The organism is Blautia sp. AF34-10, from assembly GCF_003477865.1.
GTDB classification, from domain to species: Bacteria; Bacillota; Clostridia; order Lachnospirales; family Lachnospiraceae; genus Fusicatenibacter; species Fusicatenibacter saccharivorans.
Map to the genome: position 1 here is coordinate 37,749 of NZ_QUED01000011.1, position 20,993 is coordinate 58,741.

Here is a 20,993-nt window from a genome sequence, read left to right on the forward strand (position 1 = left end):
CTCCTATACTTGTATAATGTTCTCAGAAACAAGGTGGTCACTACTGTTTCCAATACTGATACGCAGTTTCATTCCGCTGCTGACGGTTTCCATGTTTTTGCCATAATATGAGAATTCTTCCTGGTCAATAAAGAAATCTACATTCTTCTTTTCCCCCGGCTCCAGGAAAACCTTTCGGAAACGGACAAGTTCTTTCTTTGGACGTACTACAGATGCATATAATGTTTCATAATAACACTGGACTACTTCTGCTCCCGCAACATTCCCTGTATTGCACACATTACAATGTATATGTACTTTTTTATCCTGTCCTGTCTGCACATCAATGTCCGAAATATCAAACTCTGTATAGGACAATCCATAGCCAAATGGATATAACGGCGTATTTGGGATATCCATATATCTGCTGGCGAAACGATTTTCTGAATTATCTTCTGTAAGTATATGTCCGGTTTTTACATCCCAGTAGCTTATGGGCACCTGTCCCACACACCATGGAATACTCACAGATAATTTGCCGGAAGGGTTTATTCTGCCATACACAAGATCTATGATTGCTTCAGCTCCCATAGTGCCGGGTCTCCATGCCATAATGACAGCCTTGGATTTTTCTGATATCCTCCGCAGGTCCAATGGTCTTCCTGTAATTACCACAGTCACAATATTACTTGTACGTTCTGCTATTTTTTCAAATAACACCTGCTGTTCTTCCGGCAAAGTCAGAAATGCCCTGCTGGCAGCCTCTCCTGACTGGGACTCATGTTCACCCAGTACACATACAACCGTATCTTCATGGGTTATCGTTTCCAGCCACTGCTCATCCCTTGGCTTGTCAGACAATTCCTGTTCCACCTGCCATACCTTACACTCTTCATCAGAAAGAATATTGCATCCTGTAATACATTCTGCTTCTATCTGCTTTTTTTGTAAAATATCTTCTATTGTTTCAACTGCCTCATGTTCTCCAAAAATTGACCAGCGGCTTAAGAATTCTCTTGATGCTGTATAAGGACCTGCCCAGATAACTTTCTTCTTCATGCTTAATGGCAGCAGCTTTTCATTTTTCAAAAGGACACAGCTTTCGCCAGCCAGCTGATATGCCTTTTCCCGGTTATGCAGAGTCAGTTTTCCACTCTTTCCAAGACCTGCAAACGGATTTTCAAAAAGCCCCAGCTGATTTTTCATCATCAGGACCCGGAATGCACTTTCATCAACAAACGCTTCCGGTATTTTTCCGCTTTCTACCAGTTTTTCCAGACACAGCATATAAGCAGGACTCATCATATCAATGTCTACACCGGCTTCTGAAGCTGGATTGCTGCTTCTTCCATATCAGCTGCCACTCCCTGTTCTTCCAGCTGACCTATGGAGCCCCAATCTGAAATTACAGTTCCCTCAAATCCTTCCTTATCCCGCAGAAGCCCTTTAAGAAGTTCCTTATTTCCGCTTATTGGTTTACGGTCAATAGCATTAAAAGCTGTCATGACCATAGCAGGCTTTGCTTTTAATGCCATACGGAAAGGTTTTACATACTGTTCCAGAAATGTCCGCTTGGATATTTCAACATCATTATATTCCCGGCCTGCATTCACTGCTCCATAACCCGCAAAATGCTTCAGGCATGCCGCTATTCCAGTATCATCTTTCTGCTGATAGCCATCTACCATTGCTTTTCCCATGATCCCATTTACATATGGATCTTCTCCAAAGGATTCCATCATTCTTCCCCATCTGGGATCTCTTGAAACATCAATCACAGGAGAAAATGTTGCTCTGAGCCCTTCTGAAGATGCCTCCAAGGCAGCTATAGAAGCCGCCTCAGACACCAGTTCCGGATGAAATGAACACGCCTGCCCCAACGGAATCGGAAAAATCGTCCGACATCCATGGATAACATCTGCCATAAAGAGAAGCGGGATATGATGGGGATGCTGTTCCATATATCTGCTCTGGATATCATAAATTTTATCTTTACCGATCACTCCTAGCACTGAACCGGCATATTGAATGATCCATTCCGGTGGTAACTGTTCGCCAACAACACCTGTGAGTACTGCCTCTTTATCGAAGTATACACCGGTGAGCTGCACCATCTGTCCTATTTTTTCCTGCAAAGACATTTCTGACAGCAATTGCTGTAATTCATGTATTTCCATAAATACTCCTTATGTTCAATCTGTTTATTTCTAATGTTCATTTTTCCAAAGAGCACCTGAGCTGTTTTTCTGCTTTTTCAATATAATTGTATCATACAAGCGGCCTTACGGTTCCTTCCGTAATTCCATTTTCATTAAACGCATCGACTCTCACATATACCGTTTCGCCTTCGACCAGCGCACCAATATTCTGCTCCGGCATAAAGGTCATGCAGCTGTGATACAGCTTGTCCGGAGCAAAACCCCAAAGGACGTTGTATCCGACAGCGTCTGTCTGTGGCTCGATGGTGATGCGCATATCCATAGTTCCGATCCGCTGTGCCTGGTACTGCGGTGCAGACGGTTTTTCGCCGTTACCGAATCCGAAGACGCGAAGACCGGAGATGCATGGATTCTGATGGTACGGCACTTCAAAAACGGTGAGTTTCAGATAACGGATCTGTACACCCTCTTCTTTTACGACGAAATCATGCGGCAAATTGGTTTCTGCGTCTGATTTATCTGCCAGAACAAAATAGTTTGTTCCATCGGCGGATGCCTCAAGCAGCCATCTGGTCTTATGCTGGCTCGGGTCGATATATCGTTCGCCCTGACGCTCGCCCGGCAGGGGTACATCGATTTTATCATCCGCAAAATTGATCTGTACGGCGCGGACATCTTTTACCTCACCAAGATCCATCGAAATCCACTCGCCCGGCTGATTTCCGGCGGCGCGCCACCAGGTCTGGATATTTTCATCTGCCGCAAACGACGGTTCTCTGCCTTCTTCAGAGGACGATGCACTCATTGCTTTCTGATAGCTTAAGAGATACCACTCCGGTTTTGCCCATGGATCTTCTTTTGCCTGCTCCACTGCCATCGGCCAGTCGCCGAACTGCTGATTGCAGAACAGGACACCATCTTCGTCAAAGCCTGCCCGCCAGATGCCAACACGACGCTCCATATCGTGGTTTTTGCTGATCTGCATTGTCGCGGTATGCCACCAGTTTCCATAGCGGTCCTCCATCGTCGAACCGTGACCGGCACCGCGCAGGAATCCGCCCGGTTTATAGGAATATGGATTGCTCTTTGCCAGATGGAACGGGCCAAGCGGGGAATCGCTCTCGTAAACACCGTCACCGTAAACGTTGTATTCCGTTCCCGGACCGGCATACTGGAGGTAATAGATTCCATTGTACTTTGTCATCCATGCGCCCTCAATGAACGGTCTCTGACTGAACATGATTTTGGCAAACCCGATCTGCTCCTCCGTCAGATGATCCGCATCTTTTCCCTGTGCTTTCAGAAATTCTTTGAATTTTTCAACGGCTTCTTCTTCACTCAGCGGCATTTTGGAATGATTTTCTCCAACGCGCTCGTATCCAATTTTTTCCGGCTGACCGTAGATCAGTTCTTTTCTCTCTGTCTTTGGAATCATTGTCTCCGGGTCAAGCTCCACGCCCCAGATCGGAGTCACGTTATTGCATCCCCAGTAAAAATAGAGCTTTCCGTCATCATCGAGAAACAGGTTCGGATCCCAGAAATCGAAGGTTCCCGGAATGCGCTCAAACGGCCCGTTCAGGATATCTTTTGTGCGGTAAAAATCGCAGATCGTGCCACGACGGGATGCGCTGAAATACACGTAGTCGCCGACCACACGCACATCCGGCGCATAGTCATACAGCGGCAGGCTGTCCGGCAGCCGGTGGCTCTCCCAGTGAACCATATCCTCCGAAACCCATACGCTCAACGTCATGGATGCAAAAATATAATATTTTCCCTGAAATAAAATCATCGACGGATCGGCGGCCTCGCGGGAAATCTTGTCCTCGCCGCTTCTCATATCCTCGATAAACTGGTAACGGTAGTCCATGTTTAATGGATTGCAGAAATACTGTTTTTTCATGAAGTTTCCTCTTTCCAGACCGTACGTAAAAACCCCTGTTCGTACATCCTTTTTTCTTATTATAAAAAAAGTTTAGCATATCCTGCGCGGAAAGGAAATGTTCTGATTTGACTTTTTTGTTGCACTTTTTGGACTCTTTTCATCCCCGGACAAAAAAAGAACGGAAGCCGAAGCTCCCGTCCCTTTTCCATGCTTATTTTCTATTTGATGATGTATTTCGCAAACTTCTCATCCACCAGCTTCTCATCGTCGGTATCCGCAATGAGTTCCAGCGGCAGATCGACGTAGCTTGCATGGCCGGATTTTTGCCTCAGGTATTGGACAAATTTTCGTGTTGGATTTACAATGAAGGTATCTTAGGGTAAAAACAATGCACATACAGGGAGGTATTTTTATGGAGTACACAAAGCTTGGAAATTCGGATTTGAATGTGTCAAGGATCTGCATGGGATGTATGGGGTTTGGCAATGCGAAGAGCGGAATGCATTCGTGGACGGTTGACGAGGAGCATTCCCGGGAAATTTTAAAACGCGGACTGGAGCTCGGGGTGAATTTTTTTGATACAGCAGCCGGTTATCAGGGCGGAACGAGTGAGCAGTATCTCGGACGCGCACTGAGGGATTTTGCGAAGCGCGATGAGGTTGTCGTTGCAACGAAATTTTTCCCGCGCAGTGCGGAGGAGATCGCGAACGGAGTCAGCGGAAAAGAGCATATTTTAGGGCTGCTGGACCGGAGTCTTACGAATCTTGGCATGGATTATATTGATCTTTACATCTGCCACATGTGGGATTACCACACGCCGATTGAGGAAGTGATGGAAACGCTGAATACCGCGGTTACTTCCGGAAAAGTACGTGCGATCGGTATTTCCAACTGCTTTGCATGGCAGCTCGCAAAAGCAAATTATATTGCGGATAAGAACGGCTGGGCCAAATTTGTTTCGATTCAGGGACATTACAATCTGCTATTCCGCGAGGAGGAACGCGAGATGGTTCCGTTCTGCAAGGATCAGAATATTGCACTGACACCGTACAGCCCGCTGGCTTCCGGCCGCCTGGCAAAAAAACCGTCGGAGCTTTCCAAACGGCTGCAGGAAGATATGTACGCAAAAGGAAAGTATGATGCGACGAAAGAAAAAGACGCCATCATTATCGACCGCGTCGGTGAACTTGCAAAGAAGAAGGGGCTGACGAGAATCCAGATTTCGCTCGGATGGCTGCTCACAAAAGTTACTGCTCCGGTTGTCGGGGCGACAAAGGTATCGCATATTGAAGAGGGCGTCAAAGCCATCGGTGTACAGCTGACACCGGATGAGATTGCTTATCTCGAAGAGCCATATGTCCCGCATGCACTGGTCGGCGTAATGCGCGAGAATCCTTGAGAAAGGCTACTTCTTCGGTGAAAAACTGTATCGACCGACAAAAGTTATTGTTTCTCAAAATCCCTGTCAAAAGTAATGCTCTGAATACCGTTCAAAAGCACCGGCCAAATGGTCGGTGCTTAAATAATGGTTTCATCAAAAATGGTTCATCCTATATCACACATAAATATGCAAAGTATCCTGCATAGCATAAAAGCATAACAACACCACACGTTTTCCGTAATTCCCTGTTCTTGTACGTCCCAATCCATAAAACCAGACCTGCCAGAATTGCGATTCCTGTGTCTACGATAAATTTAGTTTCAAATGGCACCGGACAGATCAGTGCGGCTGTTCCAATTACAAATAAAATGTTAAAAATATTGCTTCCGACAATATTTCCGATTGCAATTCCTGCATTCCCTCTTTTTGCTGCTGTCACAGATGTTACCAGCTCCGGAAGAGATGTTCCAAGAGCAACAATCGTCAGTCCGATAAACCGCTCACTCATTCCAAAGTATCGGGCAATCTCGGTTGCCCCGCTGACGGCAAAATCACTTCCTTTTACAACCAGGATGCCGCCTGCCACCATCAAAAGAAGGCATTTCCAGACAGGATAATTTTTCGCTTCCTCCTCTTCCGGATTTTCCCCTTTTTTCGACATTACAAACAAATAGCCAAGATATACAAGAAACAGTACCCATAAGACTATGCCCTCGGCAAACGTTACTTTTCCTCCTGTGATTCCGCATATCATTAAAACTACCGTAACAAACATCATAAACGGTATTTCATAAAACAAGGTAGACCTTTGTATTGCCACATTTGTTATCAATGCCGTAAGTCCGAGAATAATAAAAATATTCAAGATATTACTTCCAACCACATTTCCTATCGTAATTCCTGCGTTCTGCTGCATCGCTGCAGTAATACTCACAGCACCTCCGGCATACTCGTTCCCATTGCAACAATGGTAAGTCCGATAATCAGCTGGGGAATTCCAAACTTTCTTGCTATGCTTGCAGACCCTTCCACAAACCAGTCTGCTCCTTTTACCAGAAAAAGGAAACCCACTATCAAAATTCCTGCCTGTAACATCATACGTATCTTCCTCTCTTTCTTTTGCATCTTTGCAGTAGGTGTTATAGGCACAAAAAAGAGACTCCTACTGCATCTACAGTAAAAGTCTCGCTATTTAATCACTTTCCGAGTTATTGAATATCAATAGCTGTACTGACGAAGAAGTGAACACGGTTGGCTAGCTACTCCCTTTTATTTTTTCAGTCTATCAAATTTCTTTTTTTTCGTCAACATTTTTTTGTTCCTCAGCTTCCGGAAATGTTTTACAGTCCCTTTTGATTTTCAAAAATCTTTTGTCCGGTTCTGGTTTCATTCCAGATTCATGCACAGACCCCAGTCCTGGTCATTGGCATACGGATCGGCAAAATCGGTTTTCTGGCCGTTGACGGAATACGGATACACGTACGCACAGGTCGCTGTTCCATCCTCAAAGAACATGGACAGCACGCCACGCAGGGAATGCTCACCGCGAATATTATATTCTTCGTTTCCGGTCAGGCGAGCGTAGCGTTTGAAGGTTCGACCGTTTTCTGCACTCCAGTAGTGCGGGAAGGTGTCTCCGAAGACTCTGCGTTTTCCGAACCAGTAGCCGTCCCAATGGCGGATTGCAATTTCATGCAGATGGTAGTCCGGCTGCTGGCCGTCGAAGAGTTCGAGGACGGCGATCTGCTGCTCGGCTCCGCGCAGGTATTTTTCTTCCCCGGTCACCTCGTAAACCTGAAGAATGACTTCGGCCGCCGGCTGTATGATCGATTGCTCGTAATTTACCTCCGAAGCCGGATAAGCCGTTCCGATCTCAATCAGTTGGTCGGCATGACGTCGGAACAGATCTTTTACTGTTTTCAGATCCTCCTGTTCTCCTGCTTTTTTCAGCTCTTGACAGAGCATCACAATCGGCATTTCAATCGGATAAAAACGGAATCCATCCTGTTCATAAAATTTTTCTGTGATACGAACTGCTGTCTTCAGATTTTCTTTTTCTCCCCACAGCTTCCAGCATTCAAGAAAGAATGTCACTGCCCATGGGTAGTTGTAAAGCCGGAAATAGCTGTTGTCCTTTCCGGAACAGTTGCAAACAAGACCTGTTGCTGCATTTACCAGCTCGCGAAGATAGAATGCATGGTACTCACGAAGACTCTGCTCCGCTTTTTCCCGGTCTTTTAAAAGATTCTGCTGCAGTGCCCGTGCAATCAGCACACCCATACCGGTACGCTCCCGTCCGGCATTGAAATCGTTTTCCGGCGTGCAGACGAGAATTTTTTCTTCGTTATCATACGGCAGATAGGCACCCTGCAGTTCTTTGATCTTTCCATGATACTGCTGGTGATCGACGATAAACGCACACCGTTTTGCCGCCAGTGTTTCCGGCCGCTCCTGCACGAGAAGACGGCAGATGGTTTTCACCTCGTCGGCACAGATCGAAAGTACATACTCCCCTGTTTTTTCATTTTCAAACAGATATTCATAAACACCATTTTCCGTCTTTTCCAGCGATGTTCCGTTTACCGTTACATTTTCTGCCTGAAATACCGGTTCAATGGTTACCTTACTCGTCTCTCCCGGATAAATCACATACTGCTCCGCATCCACCAGAATCACCTGGGAAAATGCTCTTAATTTCTCCCGGAAATCTTCGCGTCCCTGATGCGGAAATACTTTCCACTCCAGCTTCATTGTATCTCCCGGCGCAAATTCCTGTGCGGACGGGTGCAGCCAGAAGCAGCCTCTGTCATTGCTCTGCAGTTTCAGATCGCGCTCAATACTGTAAGCAGAAAGACTGCCTTTTGTGAGCACCATTCCCAGATGCGGAGCCGCACCGCCCATGCGGAGCGCCATAATATAACTGGTATTCTCCCCACAGAAAACATGTGCATGACACCGATAGTCACGGCAGGTCACACTGTCCGTGTAGCGGTCCTGCAACGGAAATGAAACCCCAATACTTCCGGCATTTGTAAAATACGGATGCGCACCGTTGTAAGAAACCACAATCTTCGTTGTCAGCACATCTCCGTCTTTCTCATTCTGCACCTCAGCCGAAAACTCCGGCGGGCATTTCACCTCGGCGTATGGGAAATCCTCCCGCAGCCAGTTCATCTGTTTTGGATCTTTGGAAAATACAATTTCTTTCACGTTCCCAACTCTCATTTTTTATTTCCCCTTTCGTTTTTTTGATCCCGCTTTTTGAACTCCATGTAAAATTTATTTGCTGCTTTGATCATACTATATCTACATGCTCTTTTCTATATCTCTTTTTCCGTTTTACTTTATTTTTTCTTTCTTGCCGATAGTATTTTTTCTCAATTTTTGCTATACTGAAAATGTATGCGTATCAAACTCCGGCATTGCTCTTTCAAGCTGCCGACACATACATAAACTTCATAAAAGGGGGTATCTTTTTCATGGATACGTATGTCATTTTAAAAGACCTGGCAATCATTATCGTATTCGCAAAATTGTTTGGTATTCTTGCCAGAAAATGCAAGGCTCCGCAGGTTGTGGGCGAGCTGATTGCCGGTATTGTCCTTGGACCCAGTGTGCTGGGACTCGTTCAGCAATCTGACTTTCTCGCACAAATGGCGGAGATCGGTGTCATTTTGCTGATGTTCTCCGCAGGTCTTGGCACCAGCCTGAAGGATCTGCTCCGCACCGGAGTGAAATCCCTGCTGATCGCCTGTGCCGGTGTTTTTGTTCCTCTCGTTCTTGGAGCCATCTTATACATGAGCTTTTATGGCTTCTCTGCTGTCGGAACGGAAGAATTTTACCACGCTGTTTTTATCGGTGTTATTCTGACTGCGACATCGGTCAGCATCACCGTACAGGCCTTGAAAGAACTCGGCAAGCTGAAAACAGAGGTTGGAACAACCATCTTAAATGCAGCCATCATCGACGATGTCATTGGTATCATTGTGCTGACTGTTGTCATCGGTTTTAAAGATCCGACATCCAATCCGCTGAAAGTAGCAGCCTCCACCATTCTGTTTTTTGCCCTTGCGATTGTGCTCGGTTTTCTCTGCTTTAAGCTGTTCAACCGCATGAACTCCATATTTCCGCACACCCGCCGTCTCCCGATTCTGGGTCTTGCACTCTGCTTCGGACTGTCCTACATTTCCGAAAAATATTTCGGCATCGCCGATATTACCGGTGCATACGTTGCGGGCGTTATCCTGTGTTCCCTCGATTCTTCCGATTACATCGAAGAAAAAATGGATATCAGCTCCTATATGATTTTCGGACCGATTTTCTTTGCAAGTATCGGACTCAAAACAACGCTCAGCGGCATGAACGAGAAATTCGTACTCTTTGCCATCTGTTTCGTCATCGTCGGCCTTGCCGCAAAAATTATCGGCTGTGGCCTGATGTCAAAGGGATGCGGCTTTACCTGGGGCGACAGCCTGAAAATCGGTGTCGGTATGATGACCCGTGGTGAAGTCTGTCTGATCGTTGCGCAAAAGGGTCTGAATGCAGGCTTTTTATCCGGCGATTTCTTCAGTGCCGTGATTCTGCTGATTCTTTTCTCGAGTATTGCAACACCGATTATGCTGAAAATCTTATACGAGAAAATGCCGACGGCAAAAGATTCTGCAAAGGCATCCTGACTTTCCTTTTACCAAAACAGGGCGCTGTGCCATTTCCTGCACAGCGCCCTGTTTTTTTCATATCAACCGGTAAGTTCTGATTTTTTCTACCACAGAATCTTCTCTGCCTCAGCTCCATCCGCAAACGGTCCCGGCATTGCTGCCACGCCGCGGTGCTCGCCAAGATAGTCCTGATCGAAGATAATCGTGCTTCCGTCCGGATCTTCGAATCTCTGCTCCGGCTCGAAGGCGTATCCTAAAATATCACTGTTGATAATTCCCGTCCGGAAATCCTTCAGGAACTCATACACGTTCGTCTTGATGGAATAGTGGCCGTCTTTTTCCACAAGTTCCACCTTAACCTGGTTCTCGTTATCCATAAGATTCTCTTTTTCATTCACACACGCCTTTGCTCCGTTAAAGTAAGCGTTTCCGTTTACCCAAACCGGCAGATGGCACTTGTTGTGATACGGCTCCAGCTTGCTCATGTCGGCCGGTTTATCCAGCTCAAAGTGGCTGATCCACTCGTCATAGGTCGGATACTCGTCGAACACATGCGTTCCGACCTCCTGGTTATCCTCCATCTTGAAGCCCATGTCCTCAACCGTTTCTGTTTCCTCAACCGGGTAATTCTGGATAAAGATGTTGTTGTAGAACCGGTCATCGCCATGCAGGAATGTCATGAATCCGGCAACCTCGGTACGGTGACGGATGTGATACGGCGTGTAACGGTCTCCTGTTCCGCCGCCAACTGCAGTTAATGAGCCAAGCATCAGATTGTGTACGCAGGCAATACCATCGGTCGCCATACGAACGCTGACCGGTGAGAGCATAATATTGTTATCGATCAGTGTCGGACCATGGCCAACCTCGATGAAAATATCCTGACTCATCATTGCGCCCTCTGCCTTTGGTGTTCCCTCCGGCGGGCAGTTGTCGTGCAGCAGGTTCTGGGTCAGGCGTGTTCCCTGTGCCTCCCAGTCGCACCAGATGCCCATCGTGCAATGATGAATATGATTTCTTCTCATCACAACATCGATCGCTGCATGCATCTTGATACCGGAAATCTCGGCTCCGCCAAGCTGCTGCATATTGTTGATGTTGTGAATGTGGTTGTCCTCGATAATACTGAACACACCGCCCATCCGTCCGACAATACCGGTCTGCTCACAGTGATGGATGTGGCAGCGGCGGATGATATGGCTTCCGATGTTCTCCTTCGTCCAGCCGTGATACTGGCCGCGGCACACAGCATCACGCTCCATCTGGGTCGGGCTTTTTACGTGTTTTCTGGTAAAGTAATGGTCGTTCTCCGGATCGTAATATTTTCCGAGCGAAATACCGCAGCACTTGCTGTTGCTGACCTCACAGTCCTCAATAATCCATCCCTTCGACCAGTGCGGACCGATCATACCATCCTGATAAGCAGCCGGCGGCGCCCATGTCGTTGCTGCCTTGCTGACATCAAATCCACTGAACGTAATGTAATTTACGCCTGTTTTCGACGGCATAAAGCAGTTCCGGCGCACGTTGATTTCTACTTTTTCCTCCGTCGGGTTTTTACCCTGGAAGTTTGCGTAGATGACCGTCTGATTTTTCTCTTTGTCCTGCTCGGTATACCATTTGTAAACCGACCACTCCGGCTCCCAGGACGGCGCATAAACCTCGCCCTTGATACACTCCTCGAGCGTCTCTGTCTCGTATAACTGGCGGTCATTCAGATAAACCGCGCCGGTATGGCGTACCACCGGTGCAAAATACCAGTCACCGCCGACCATTGTCGTGTATGGGTTATAATTGCCAAAAACTCCGTTGTCTACACGGCATACCCACACATTATCTTTGTAATGCTCCCAGTCATTCATCGTTTCCGCACCGGTGATCTTTGCGCCGAGCGGCTTCTCACTCTTATAGACGATTCTCGCATCCTCGGTTCCGCCGTTGACCGGATCAACATATTCATGGTAAATACCAGGTGCAACCAGAACTTCATCTCCTGCCTTTGCAATTTTTGCCGCATCGTTGATGAACTTGAACGGCATCTCTTTTGTTCCGTTTCCATTCTTCGGAGCGGAATTATTGACATAGTAAATCATTTCTCTATACTCCTTTTTGTTATAGTAAAACCCGAAAACACTGCAAAAAAGGCTGTGACGCAATCATTCACTCTCTGCGGCGCTGAATTTTTTACGCTATTTTTTTGCGGGTCTATAGAATTTCTTTACGATAATGCTTCTTCCGCAGCCTCTTTTGATGCAAACGGGCCCGGCAGCGGATGAATGCCCTGACGGTTTCCGAAGTAGTCATATCGGAACACGATCGGCGTTCCATCCGGATTCTCATATTTCTGTTCCGGCTCAAATGCCATGCCAAGCGTCTCCGTTGAGATCACTGCACAGGCATTCTGCGGCAGATAATCGTAAACATTAGTCTCCAGTTTCCATTTTCCGTTCTCTTCTTTTACACCGATGGTGATTTCATGCTCGGTATCCACTACAGCGTCCTGTTCCTGCTCTGCCGCTTCGCCCCATTGAAGTAAACGTTGCCGCCAAGCCATACCGGCAGCTTCTCGTAATACAGATCCGGTGACTTTCCGGAGCCCATTCCGCAGTAGCCCTCAAATCTTGCCACGTACTCCTCCAATGTCGGATATCCGCTGTACGGTGCGGTTCCTGCTGTCAGATTTCCGTCATCCCACTCATTATCTCCGGTCAGTTTACGGATTTCTTCCATTCCCGCACGAACCGGCTTCTGGATGAAGATATTATTGTAGAACCGGCAGTCACCGTGAAGAACTGTCATAAATCCGTTGATCTCCGTGCGATGCGGCACATGGTACGGTGTGTAGCGCGGCGACGGCAGCTTGTCGGAGCCATTGTTGACACCTCGGCCGACAGCAGTAAACGATCCCGCGATCAGGTTATGTACTACCGCAACACCCTGCGTTGCCAGCTTCATCGCGCGGTCCGAAAGCAGTACGTTATTGTCCACCAGCGTCGGTCCGTGGGAAATTTCAATAAAGATATCCTCGCCGATGCCGTCCATCCCCTCCGGATTTGCATTCTCCTCGTTCGGCAGCGTATTGTCATGAAACAGGTTCTGCGTAACACGTGTGCCCTGTGCCTGCCAGTCAAGCCAGAGGCCTCTCGTACAGTGATGGAAATGGTTTCTTCGAATGATCACATCGATTGCTGCATGCATCTTGATGCCGCCGATCTCCGCACCCGCAAGGTTCTGTTTATTATTGATATGGTGAACGTGGTTATCCTCAATAATCGAGAACACACCGCCTAAGTGGCCTACAATACCTGTCTGTCCACAGTCGTGGATGTTGCACCGGCGGATGATATGGCTTCCGATATTTTCCTTCGTCCATCCCTCTCGCTGCGCCTGGCAGATACAGTCACGCTCCGTCTGTGTACCATCTTTGAATTTCCATTTGAGCCATTTATTGTCATTGTTCGGCTGTCTGTATTTTCCAAGTGAAATGCCCGAGCACTTCGAATCTGAAATTTCACAATCCTCGATGATCCATCCCTTTGACCAGTGCGGACCGACCATTCCTTCCTGATATGCCGTCGGCGGAGCCACTGAGTTGCCGCCTGTTTTACAACAAAGCCGGCCAGCGTGATATAACCGATGCCCTCCTTCGATGGATAAAAGCAATTCTCACGTACATTGATTTCTACGGTTTCTTCGTTCGGATTTTTTCCCTGAAAATTCACATAGAAAACGGTCTCATTTTTTTCTTCGTCCTGCTCCACATACCAGGTGTAAACCGTGAATGCCTGATCCCAGGATTTTTTATAGATCTCCGGCTTTTTCACCTTGTCCAGGCTCGTCACCTCATACATGGATTTTCCATTCAGATACACTTCTCCGGTGTGTGCCGTGTAGGATGCGATAAACCAGTCACCGCTGACCAGTGTCGTATATGGATTGTAATCCCCAAACAATCCGTTCGAAACGCGCGCTGTCCACACATCACCTTCCAAATGCTCCCAGTTATCCACAATTTCCGCACCGGTAATCACAGCTTTTCCCGGTTCCACAGAACGGTACACAATTCTTGCATCCTCACATCCCGCATTCGCCGGATCTACATATTCCCGGTATACGCCAGGCGCTACAAGCACCTCGTCGCCGGGCCTTGCAATTTTTGCCGCCTCGGAAATCGTCTGAAATGGATATTCCTTCTGCCCATTTCCGCTTCGCACAGCATTTCCATCTACATAAATCTGCATTTTTTGCTTACCTCCCACTTCTTCACTTTTCATAAATTTTTATTGTTTTTTTGTGAATTTTCGCCAAAACCGCATCACTCTTTTTTCAATTTCTGCCGTTCTTCACAATTTTCATATCTTAACCATAATACAGATCCTCGTAAAACACTACTTATATATTGCCGATCATTGCCCAGATGTTTCGATTTTTTCTATATTTTTTCTTTGTTCTGTTGTATAATACCGTTTATCAGATACGGAGGTTTTTTTTACCATGAAAAACGATTCGACTTCTTTTTTCGAAAACAATCATTTTGCCAACAGCTATGTTTACGATATCTCCATTTCGCATGTCCCCGCCTATTTCGGTCTGCACTGGCATCACTATATCGAAATTGTGCTTGCACAGGATAACGGCATTATCTATGAAGTAAATGGAGAAACCTTTCCGCTAAAGCCCGGTGATCTTCTTTTTATCTGGCCCGGCGAGCTGCACGCTGTTTCCACAACCAACAAAGAACATCGCCTGATCATGCTTCAGCTCGATGCAGATTTTCTGGAAAAACGCGTGGATTTCCAGTCTGTTGCTTATCTTTTTTATCAGATCCGTCTTCTGAATCAGAACAACTTCCCGGAAATCGAAAAGCTTCGCGGATTTCTGACAGAGCTTCGCAGGCTCTCCCTCTCCGGTATCAGTTTTTCCGAGCTGCGCGGTTGCGTTCTGCTGTATCAGTTTTTTATTCTGCTCGGCGAAAATCTCTCCGTGCCGACCGAAACTGCCGCACCGCAAAAAACAGGCCATTCCGCACAGGTACACCGCCAGATGATTGCTGCATGTACCTGGATCTCGAGTCACTGCACCGAACCGGTTTCCCTGGAAGAAGCATCAAAGGTCGCCGGATTCTCCCGCTGTCATTTTTCCAAGCTGTTCCGCGCATACACCGGCCTCTCCTTCACGGATTTCGTCACCAGGGAACGGCTCCATATCGCCGAAAACCTGTTAAAAAAACCGGATCTCACGATCACCGAAGTGTCGCTCGAATCCGGTTTTAACAGTATTTCTACGTTTAACAGAGTCTTTTTGAAATCAAAAAATGTAAGCCCTACCGACTTCCGTCAGATGTACCTGCAATCCTATCAGAAATAGACTATGAATTCGGCATGACCTCCGGTCTTTCGCAGGTGGATGGAACCTTCTCAAATGCACCCGTTTCCGCACTCTTCATAATCTGATCGATCGTGTCGAGCACGTGATATGCCATTTTTGTGTTCGCACGGTTCGGTCTGCCCTCGGCAATTGCTTCTGCCATCTCAGACGGACCAAGACCACGGCTGTTTTCGCTGTAATCAAAACCATAATGTAAAACTTCCGGAACAGCCTGCTGTGTCCAGTCTTTTACACCCGGAATATAGACAACATCGCCGCCGAAATTGTTCGGATCAACAAGCTTTAAGATACCTTTTTTACCGTAAATGGTGAATACCGCCTGATCATTGATGACGCTGTCACCATTGATGCAGAATGTACCGGTCACACCGTTTTTCATTTCCAGAATGGTAAAGACCTGACTTTCGTTTGTATAGTCAAATTCCTGTCCGTATTCCGGGCTGCCCGGAATGATGTTCACACGCTTCGCCGCAAGGTTTCGCACGGACGATACAACGCGATCCACCGGACCAAAAAGACTCACAATTGCCGTCAGATAATAAACACCGAAATCATAGCAGATTCCGCCGCCCGGCATCCGCAGAAAACGGAAGATGCTCGCCAGCAAATCAAGATCGCGGTTTGCGCATGCTTCGAAAGATGTCACCTCGCCGATCAGCCCGTCGTCGATCGCTTTTCTTGCGGTCTGCAGTGCCGATCCAAGGAAGGTGTCCGGTGCGGAACCGAGATAGAGATGTTTCTCCTCTGCCAGCTCGATCAGTTTCGCTGCCGTTTCCGGTGCGAGGGTCATTGTTTTTTCAGTGTAAACGTGTTTTCCGGCTTCCAGTGCCTGACGGATCAGCCCCTCGTGGGTCGGTGCCGGTGTCAGAATGACTACCATTTCAATCGACGGGTCTGCCAGAATTTCCTCGTAGGTACAGCCCTTGATGCCATACTGCTCTGCTTTCTTTTTCGCATGTTCAAGATGGCCTGCACAGCATGCTGCTACCTCAAGATTCTCAAAGTTATGAATCATGTTCGTCAGATAAATATCACTGATCGCTCCGCAGCCGACAACGCCGACTCTCATTTTTTTCGTTTCTGTTGTTCCCATTTGTAAAAATCCCCTTTACTCTTTGTTTTTTGATTCTGTTCTGATAAAAACCCTTATCTTTTTTATACAACGAAATGTCTGAAAAAACAAGCATTCCGGCTCATATTTCACTTTCAAAATGAAAAAACCGCCCACGGTTTCTGCAGATTCTCTGCATCACCGCGGACGGCCTTTTTCTGTTGTTTACTCCACGCTTTTCAGCGATTCAATCATATCAATTTTTCTTAACCGGTAGAACATCATAAAATTGACGAACAGAGCAAACGCCAGGGTAATCAGGCGCTCCAGCCGTAGCTCCGCGGGAACACGTTTCGTCCGAACATCATCATATCGACCTCGACGGTCTGAATTACGCAATGATGTAAAAACGTTCCAATTCCCATGCCCGCGATAACGCCGAACAGTGTCAGCACCATGTTTTCCCGGTACACGTACGATGCCACCTCGCCGTCGAAGAAGCCGAGCACTTTCAGCGTTGCCAGCTCTCTCTGTCGTTCGGTGATGTTGATATTGTTCAGGTTGTACAGCACCACAAACGCCAGCAGGCCCGCCGATACGATCAGCACCACGATGACGATGTCGAGGGAACGAAGCATGTTGTCAATCTGATCAATCAGGTCGGATGTGAACGAGATTGCCGCTACACCGTCGTACGTCATGATTTTTTCTCCGAGTGCTGTCTCATAATTGCTCGACGTGTCCTGGTATTTCATCAGAAGCTGGTTGTAGTCCGGCGCTCCGCCGAACAGCTCCTCGTAGAGATCCGGGGCCAGATACAGGTAATGGCGCACGTAGTTTTCGACGATGATCGAAATCTTTACGTCCACAATATCGTCGCCTTTTTTCAGCTGAACCGTGTCGCCTGCTTTTACGCCGAGCATCGTTGCTGTCTTTTCGCTGATGGCTGCGCCGCCGTCGGTCGGGAATTCGTAAACTTCTCCGCTTTTCCGGTCTCGGAAGGCATAGAAGTCATTGAAATTCGTCAGTTCTTTCGGCACTTCAAGCACTGCATCCACGGTCTTTTTGTCGGTCTGCAGTTCGATGTTCTGGCAGTACATTTCCAGCAGCTCATCGATGCCGCTGTAGTTTTCCAGATCGGTCTGCAATGCTTCTTTTTCGGATTCATCCACATCTGAATTCAGCACAGCATTCGCCTGATAGGTGAAGAGGCTGACGAACTGGTTTTTCGCAATCGCGGTGATGGAATCCTGAAGGCCGAAACCGACGAGGATCAGACCCATGCATCCGCCGATTCCGATAACGGTCATGAAGAATCGTTTTTTATACCGCACCAGATTCCGCACGGTTGATTTCTGCGTAAAGTTCAGATGTTTCCAGAGTACGCCGATGCGTTCCAGGAAAATCCGTTTGCCGTTTTTCGGTGCTTCCGGCCGCATCAGCTCTGCCGGACCTGCGGCGAGTTCTTTGTAGCATGCCGCGATCGTCGCCACGCCGGTGCAGGCTGCACTCGCCAGAATCGCAAGGCCTCCCTGCTCCCAGTTCAGCGGGGTCATGTAATACGGGAGTCCGGTATACAGCATGCCGTAGGCATTCATAATAACCCAGGGCAGGATTTTTTCTCCAACCACCACGCCCGCGAGAGCGCCGGATACGGTGGAGAGCATCGCGTATGCGAAATATTTAAAGGCGATCACGCCGTCGGAATAGCCGAGGGCTTTTAACGTTCCGATCTGCTGACGCTGTTCCTCGATCATTCGTGTCATCGTCGTCAGGCTGACGAGAGCAGCCACGAGGAAGAAGATAACCGGGAAGAATTTTCCGATATTCGAGATACGGCCGGCATCCTGACCGAAGCTCTCAGTTGACGTTACCTTATTCCGTCCCCAGACGTACCACGTTGGTTTTTTCAGGTCTGCGAGTGTTTTCTCACCGTCCGCAATTTCCTGCTTCGCATCCGCGATTTCTGGTTCGGCGTCGGCTTTTGCTTTTTCATATTCGGCTTTGCCGTCCTCAAGTTCCTTTTCTTTATCGGCAATTTCCTGTTTCGCATCCGCAAGGGAGATTTTTCCGTCGGCGATTTCCTGTTTCGCGTCGGCAAGCTGGGTTTCTCCGTCGGCAATCGTCTGCTTGGCTTCGGCGAGCTGACTTTCTCCATCGGCGATCGTCTGCTTTGCTTCTGCTAACTGGGTTTCGCCATCGGCGATCGTCTGTTTCGCGTCGGCGAGCTGACTTTCTCCACTGGAAATTGTCTGCTTTGCAGCGGCAAGCTGGGCCTCACCCGACTGAATCGTCTGTCGGTACGATGCAATCTGCTGTTCCCCATCAGCAAGCTGGGCTCTGGCAGCCGCAAGCTGAGTTTCTCCGTCTTTTAATTTACTGCGGTTCGTCTCAATCTGAGCTTCTCCGTCGGCAATCGCTGCTTTGGCGGATGCAAGCTGGGCTTCGCCATCCTCAATCTGTTTCTGATAAGCTTCTGCTTGTGCTTCTCCATCCTGAAGCTGGGCAAGAGCCTCTGTAATCTGAGCTTCGCCGCTTTCCAGTTCTTCTTTTGCAGAAGCAATCTGTGCCTCGCCTGCGGCGCATTCCTGCTCTTTTTCTGTTAATTGTGCATCTGCAGCGGCAAGCTGACTTTCTGCGTCGGTAATCTGAGCTCTGCAGCCGCAAGCCGGGCTTCCGCATCAGCGCTTGCTGCTTCAAACGCTGCGATGTTTTGTTCCAGAAATGTTTTCTGCTCCTGCATCGTGAAAAGCTGCTGTGCTAACTCTGTCTGCTTTGCTTCCAGCGCAGTTTTCTGTTCCAACAGGGATACATATGCTTCATCTTCCTCCGTCAGTCCGTCAAGCTGAGCCTCAATCACCTCGATCTGACCAGTCACTTCTGTCTGCGCAGCCTCCACCATCGGAAGCTGCCTGGAAATCTGGGCTAACTGATCCTTGGCTGTCTCATACTGACTCTTCTGTTCTTCATACGCTGCCTTCTGCGCTTCATACTGTGTGCGTCCTGCAGCGGTTTCTGCTTTCTTGTTGTCCAGTTCCTCGCGTGCAGCGGAAAGCTGCTCCTTTGCAATATTCAATTCCGTTTCTTTTTCGGAAAGCTGCTCTTTTGCAGTATTCAGCTCCGTCTGCTTCCGAGTCAGTTCGGTTTTTGCCGCCGAAAGCTGCGTCATTTTTTCCTCTAACTCTTTTTTGCCGGATGCCAGTTCTGTTTCTTTCTCTGCAAGCTGTGCTTTTCCGTCGGAAAGTTCTTTCGCTTTTGCCTCAAGTGTGGCTTTTCCACTTGCAAGTTCATCGGCTTTCTGATTCAGCTCCGCTTTTCCGCTTTCCAGCTCTGCCGCCTTTGCTTCCAGCGTCGCTTTTCCGCTCGCAAGTTCCGCCTCTTTGTCTTTCAGCGTTGCCTTGCCGGATGCCAGCTCCTGCTCTTTATCGGCGATGGTTGCTTTCGCACTGAGAAGTTCCTGCTCTTTGTCTGCAATGGTCTGTTTTCCGTCAAGGAGTTCCTGTTCTTTCTCAGCAATCGTCTGCTTTCCGTCAAGAAGCTCCTGTTCTTTGTCCTTTAACGTCTGTTCGCCGTCGAGAAGTTCCTGCTCTTTGTCCGCAATCGTCACTTTCGCGTCGGCAAGCTGCTGTGCACCGTCATCCAGCTCTGTTTTTGCGTCCGCTAATTTCTGCTCTGCATCAGCGACCTGCTGTTTTGCATCATCAATCTTTTCCTGTCCTTCGGTTTTGACTGCCGTATACCGCCGGTCGCACGCCGCATCCTCGAGCGCTTCAATCTTCGTCTGTACAGCCTTCACCGTCTCATCATACGCATCGCTGTAGCTCGCCTCTTCCTGTGCGCCGTCCGCCTGGACGTAAATCTCTGTATAGAGATCCGAGGTAAATGTCTCCGGAAGCAGCAGTGCAAAACTGTTGATGCTTCCGTTTCCAATCGAGCCCGTTCCCCGGTTCAGCTCCATATAATAAGGGAGTGTCGCCGAACCAACAATCGTAAACGTGTCCCCGGTCAGCGAATCTGAGAGCGGATCCTCCGTTCCGGAAGTGAACGTTACCTGATCCCCAATCTCACAGCCGGAACTTTTCAGAAACTGCGTATCAACAAGAATTTCATCCTCTTTCTCCGGCATCCGTCCCTCGACCACGCGCGGCTCATTCACACCGTCCGTCAGCGCAATCAGCTTCACAACCTGCTCGCTCTCGCCGATGTCATGCAGCACTTCCACCGTTTTTCCGCCGTAGACCGCTTTCACGCCATCCGTCTTCGCGATATCCGCCAGATCATCGTCTGTCAGCCCCAGCGTTCCAAGAACTTTCAAATCCATATAATTTACTTCATCATAATACCGGTCCGCCGAAACCTTCATATCTCCTTCCGCCGACCGAATGCCCGAGAAAAACGCCGCGCCAAGAAGCACGATGAAAAAGACTGACAGAAACCGCCCCTTGTTCTTTGTGATTTCCCGGATAAAGTCTTTTCGAAATGCTCTCATCGT

General features: G+C 48.1%; 11 protein-coding genes and 2 pseudogenes. 3 read left to right on the forward strand and 10 right to left on the reverse strand.

What is annotated here, in order from left to right:
- Positions 1 to 3: 3 nt before the first annotated feature.
- The 3 genes from DWZ60_RS08495 to DWZ60_RS08505 form a co-directional block, all read right to left on the reverse strand.
- Positions 4 to 1,068: a glycoside hydrolase family 3 C-terminal domain-containing protein gene (locus DWZ60_RS08495; RefSeq protein ID WP_158576365.1), complete on the reverse strand. Its 1,065-nt coding sequence runs from the start codon at positions 1,066 to 1,068 to the stop codon at positions 4 to 6.
- A 224-nt stretch (positions 1,069 to 1,292) separates the two neighbouring features.
- Complete coding sequence (locus DWZ60_RS08500) at positions 1,293 to 2,156, reverse strand: glycoside hydrolase family 3 protein (protein ID WP_119221516.1); 864 nt, start codon at positions 2,154 to 2,156, stop codon at positions 1,293 to 1,295.
- Positions 2,157 to 2,247: 91 nt separating this feature from the next.
- Positions 2,248 to 4,041, reverse strand: coding sequence for a family 43 glycosylhydrolase (locus tag DWZ60_RS08505; RefSeq protein ID WP_119221517.1), 1,794 nt, complete (start codon positions 4,039 to 4,041; stop codon positions 2,248 to 2,250).
- A 394-nt stretch (positions 4,042 to 4,435) separates the two neighbouring features.
- Here DWZ60_RS08505 and DWZ60_RS08515 point away from each other — a divergent pair, with 394 nt between their 5' ends.
- Positions 4,436 to 5,422, forward strand: a complete 987-nt coding sequence (locus tag DWZ60_RS08515) for an aldo/keto reductase (RefSeq protein WP_119221518.1) — start codon at positions 4,436 to 4,438, stop codon at positions 5,420 to 5,422.
- 151 nt (positions 5,423 to 5,573) lie between these two features.
- On the opposite strand, the pseudogene DWZ60_RS21190 reads toward DWZ60_RS08515, so the two are convergent.
- Positions 5,574 to 6,502: pseudogene (locus tag DWZ60_RS21190) on the reverse strand (calcium/sodium antiporter).
- A gap of 288 nt (positions 6,503 to 6,790) precedes the next feature.
- Positions 6,791 to 8,629 (reverse strand): six-hairpin glycosidase, encoded by a 1,839-nt coding sequence (locus tag DWZ60_RS08525; protein ID WP_119221519.1) that lies wholly within the window; start codon positions 8,627 to 8,629, stop codon positions 6,791 to 6,793.
- 254 nt (positions 8,630 to 8,883) lie between these two features.
- Between DWZ60_RS08525 and DWZ60_RS08530 the strand changes: the two genes are divergently transcribed.
- A complete protein-coding gene (locus DWZ60_RS08530; protein ID WP_118700630.1) occupies positions 8,884 to 10,080 on the forward strand; it encodes a cation:proton antiporter in 1,197 nt (398 codons plus the stop codon).
- Positions 10,081 to 10,166: 86 nt separating this feature from the next.
- Here the strand turns inward: DWZ60_RS08530 and DWZ60_RS08535 are convergent, their stop codons facing one another.
- Positions 10,167 to 12,155: a right-handed parallel beta-helix repeat-containing protein gene (locus DWZ60_RS08535; protein ID WP_118640839.1), complete on the reverse strand. Its 1,989-nt coding sequence runs from the start codon at positions 12,153 to 12,155 to the stop codon at positions 10,167 to 10,169.
- Positions 12,156 to 12,280: 125 nt separating this feature from the next.
- Positions 12,281 to 14,303, reverse strand: a pseudogene (locus DWZ60_RS20750) (right-handed parallel beta-helix repeat-containing protein).
- A gap of 253 nt (positions 14,304 to 14,556) precedes the next feature.
- On the opposite strand from DWZ60_RS20750, the gene DWZ60_RS08545 reads away from it, so the two are divergent.
- The gene (locus DWZ60_RS08545) at positions 14,557 to 15,429 is read left to right on the forward strand and encodes an AraC family transcriptional regulator (RefSeq protein ID WP_118720306.1); all 873 of its coding nucleotides are present in this window, start codon (positions 14,557 to 14,559) and stop codon (positions 15,427 to 15,429) included.
- Position 15,430: 1 nt separating this feature from the next.
- Here the strand turns inward: DWZ60_RS08545 and DWZ60_RS08550 are convergent, their stop codons facing one another.
- The 3 genes from DWZ60_RS08550 to DWZ60_RS08565 form a co-directional block, all read right to left on the reverse strand.
- A complete protein-coding gene (locus DWZ60_RS08550; RefSeq protein WP_119221520.1) occupies positions 15,431 to 16,543 on the reverse strand; it encodes a Gfo/Idh/MocA family protein in 1,113 nt (370 codons plus the stop codon).
- Positions 16,544 to 16,818: 275 nt separating this feature from the next.
- Positions 16,819 to 19,149 (reverse strand): FtsX-like permease family protein, encoded by a 2,331-nt coding sequence (locus DWZ60_RS19725; protein WP_330422206.1) that lies wholly within the window; start codon positions 19,147 to 19,149, stop codon positions 16,819 to 16,821.
- Entirely contained in the window at positions 19,104 to 20,990 is a 1,887-nt protein-coding gene (locus tag DWZ60_RS08565; RefSeq protein ID WP_119221523.1) for a hypothetical protein, read from the reverse strand. The genes DWZ60_RS19725 and DWZ60_RS08565 overlap by 46 nt, the downstream gene beginning before the upstream one ends.
- Positions 20,991 to 20,993: the final 3 nt, after the last annotated feature.

Excerpts from the sequence above, each read along its gene's own strand:
- DWZ60_RS08565 (WP_119221523.1), bottom strand. The coding sequence starts at position 20,990 with ATGAGAGCATTTCGAAAAGACTTTATCCGGGAAATCACAAAGAACAAG.
- DWZ60_RS08500 (WP_119221516.1), bottom strand. The coding sequence starts at position 2,156 with ATGGAAATACATGAATTACAGCAATTGCTGTCAGAAATGTCTTTGCAG.
- DWZ60_RS08545 (WP_118720306.1), top strand. The coding sequence starts at position 14,557 with ATGAAAAACGATTCGACTTCTTTTTTCGAAAACAATCATTTTGCCAAC.
- DWZ60_RS08535 (WP_118640839.1), bottom strand. The coding sequence starts at position 12,155 with ATGATTTACTATGTCAATAATTCCGCTCCGAAGAATGGAAACGGAACA.
- DWZ60_RS08525 (WP_119221519.1), bottom strand. The coding sequence starts at position 8,629 with ATGAGAGTTGGGAACGTGAAAGAAATTGTATTTTCCAAAGATCCAAAA.
- DWZ60_RS08550 (WP_119221520.1), bottom strand. The coding sequence starts at position 16,543 with ATGGGAACAACAGAAACGAAAAAAATGAGAGTCGGCGTTGTCGGCTGC.
- DWZ60_RS08515 (WP_119221518.1), top strand. The coding sequence starts at position 4,436 with ATGGAGTACACAAAGCTTGGAAATTCGGATTTGAATGTGTCAAGGATC.
- DWZ60_RS08505 (WP_119221517.1), bottom strand. The coding sequence starts at position 4,041 with ATGAAAAAACAGTATTTCTGCAATCCATTAAACATGGACTACCGTTAC.
- DWZ60_RS08530 (WP_118700630.1), top strand. The coding sequence starts at position 8,884 with ATGGATACGTATGTCATTTTAAAAGACCTGGCAATCATTATCGTATTC.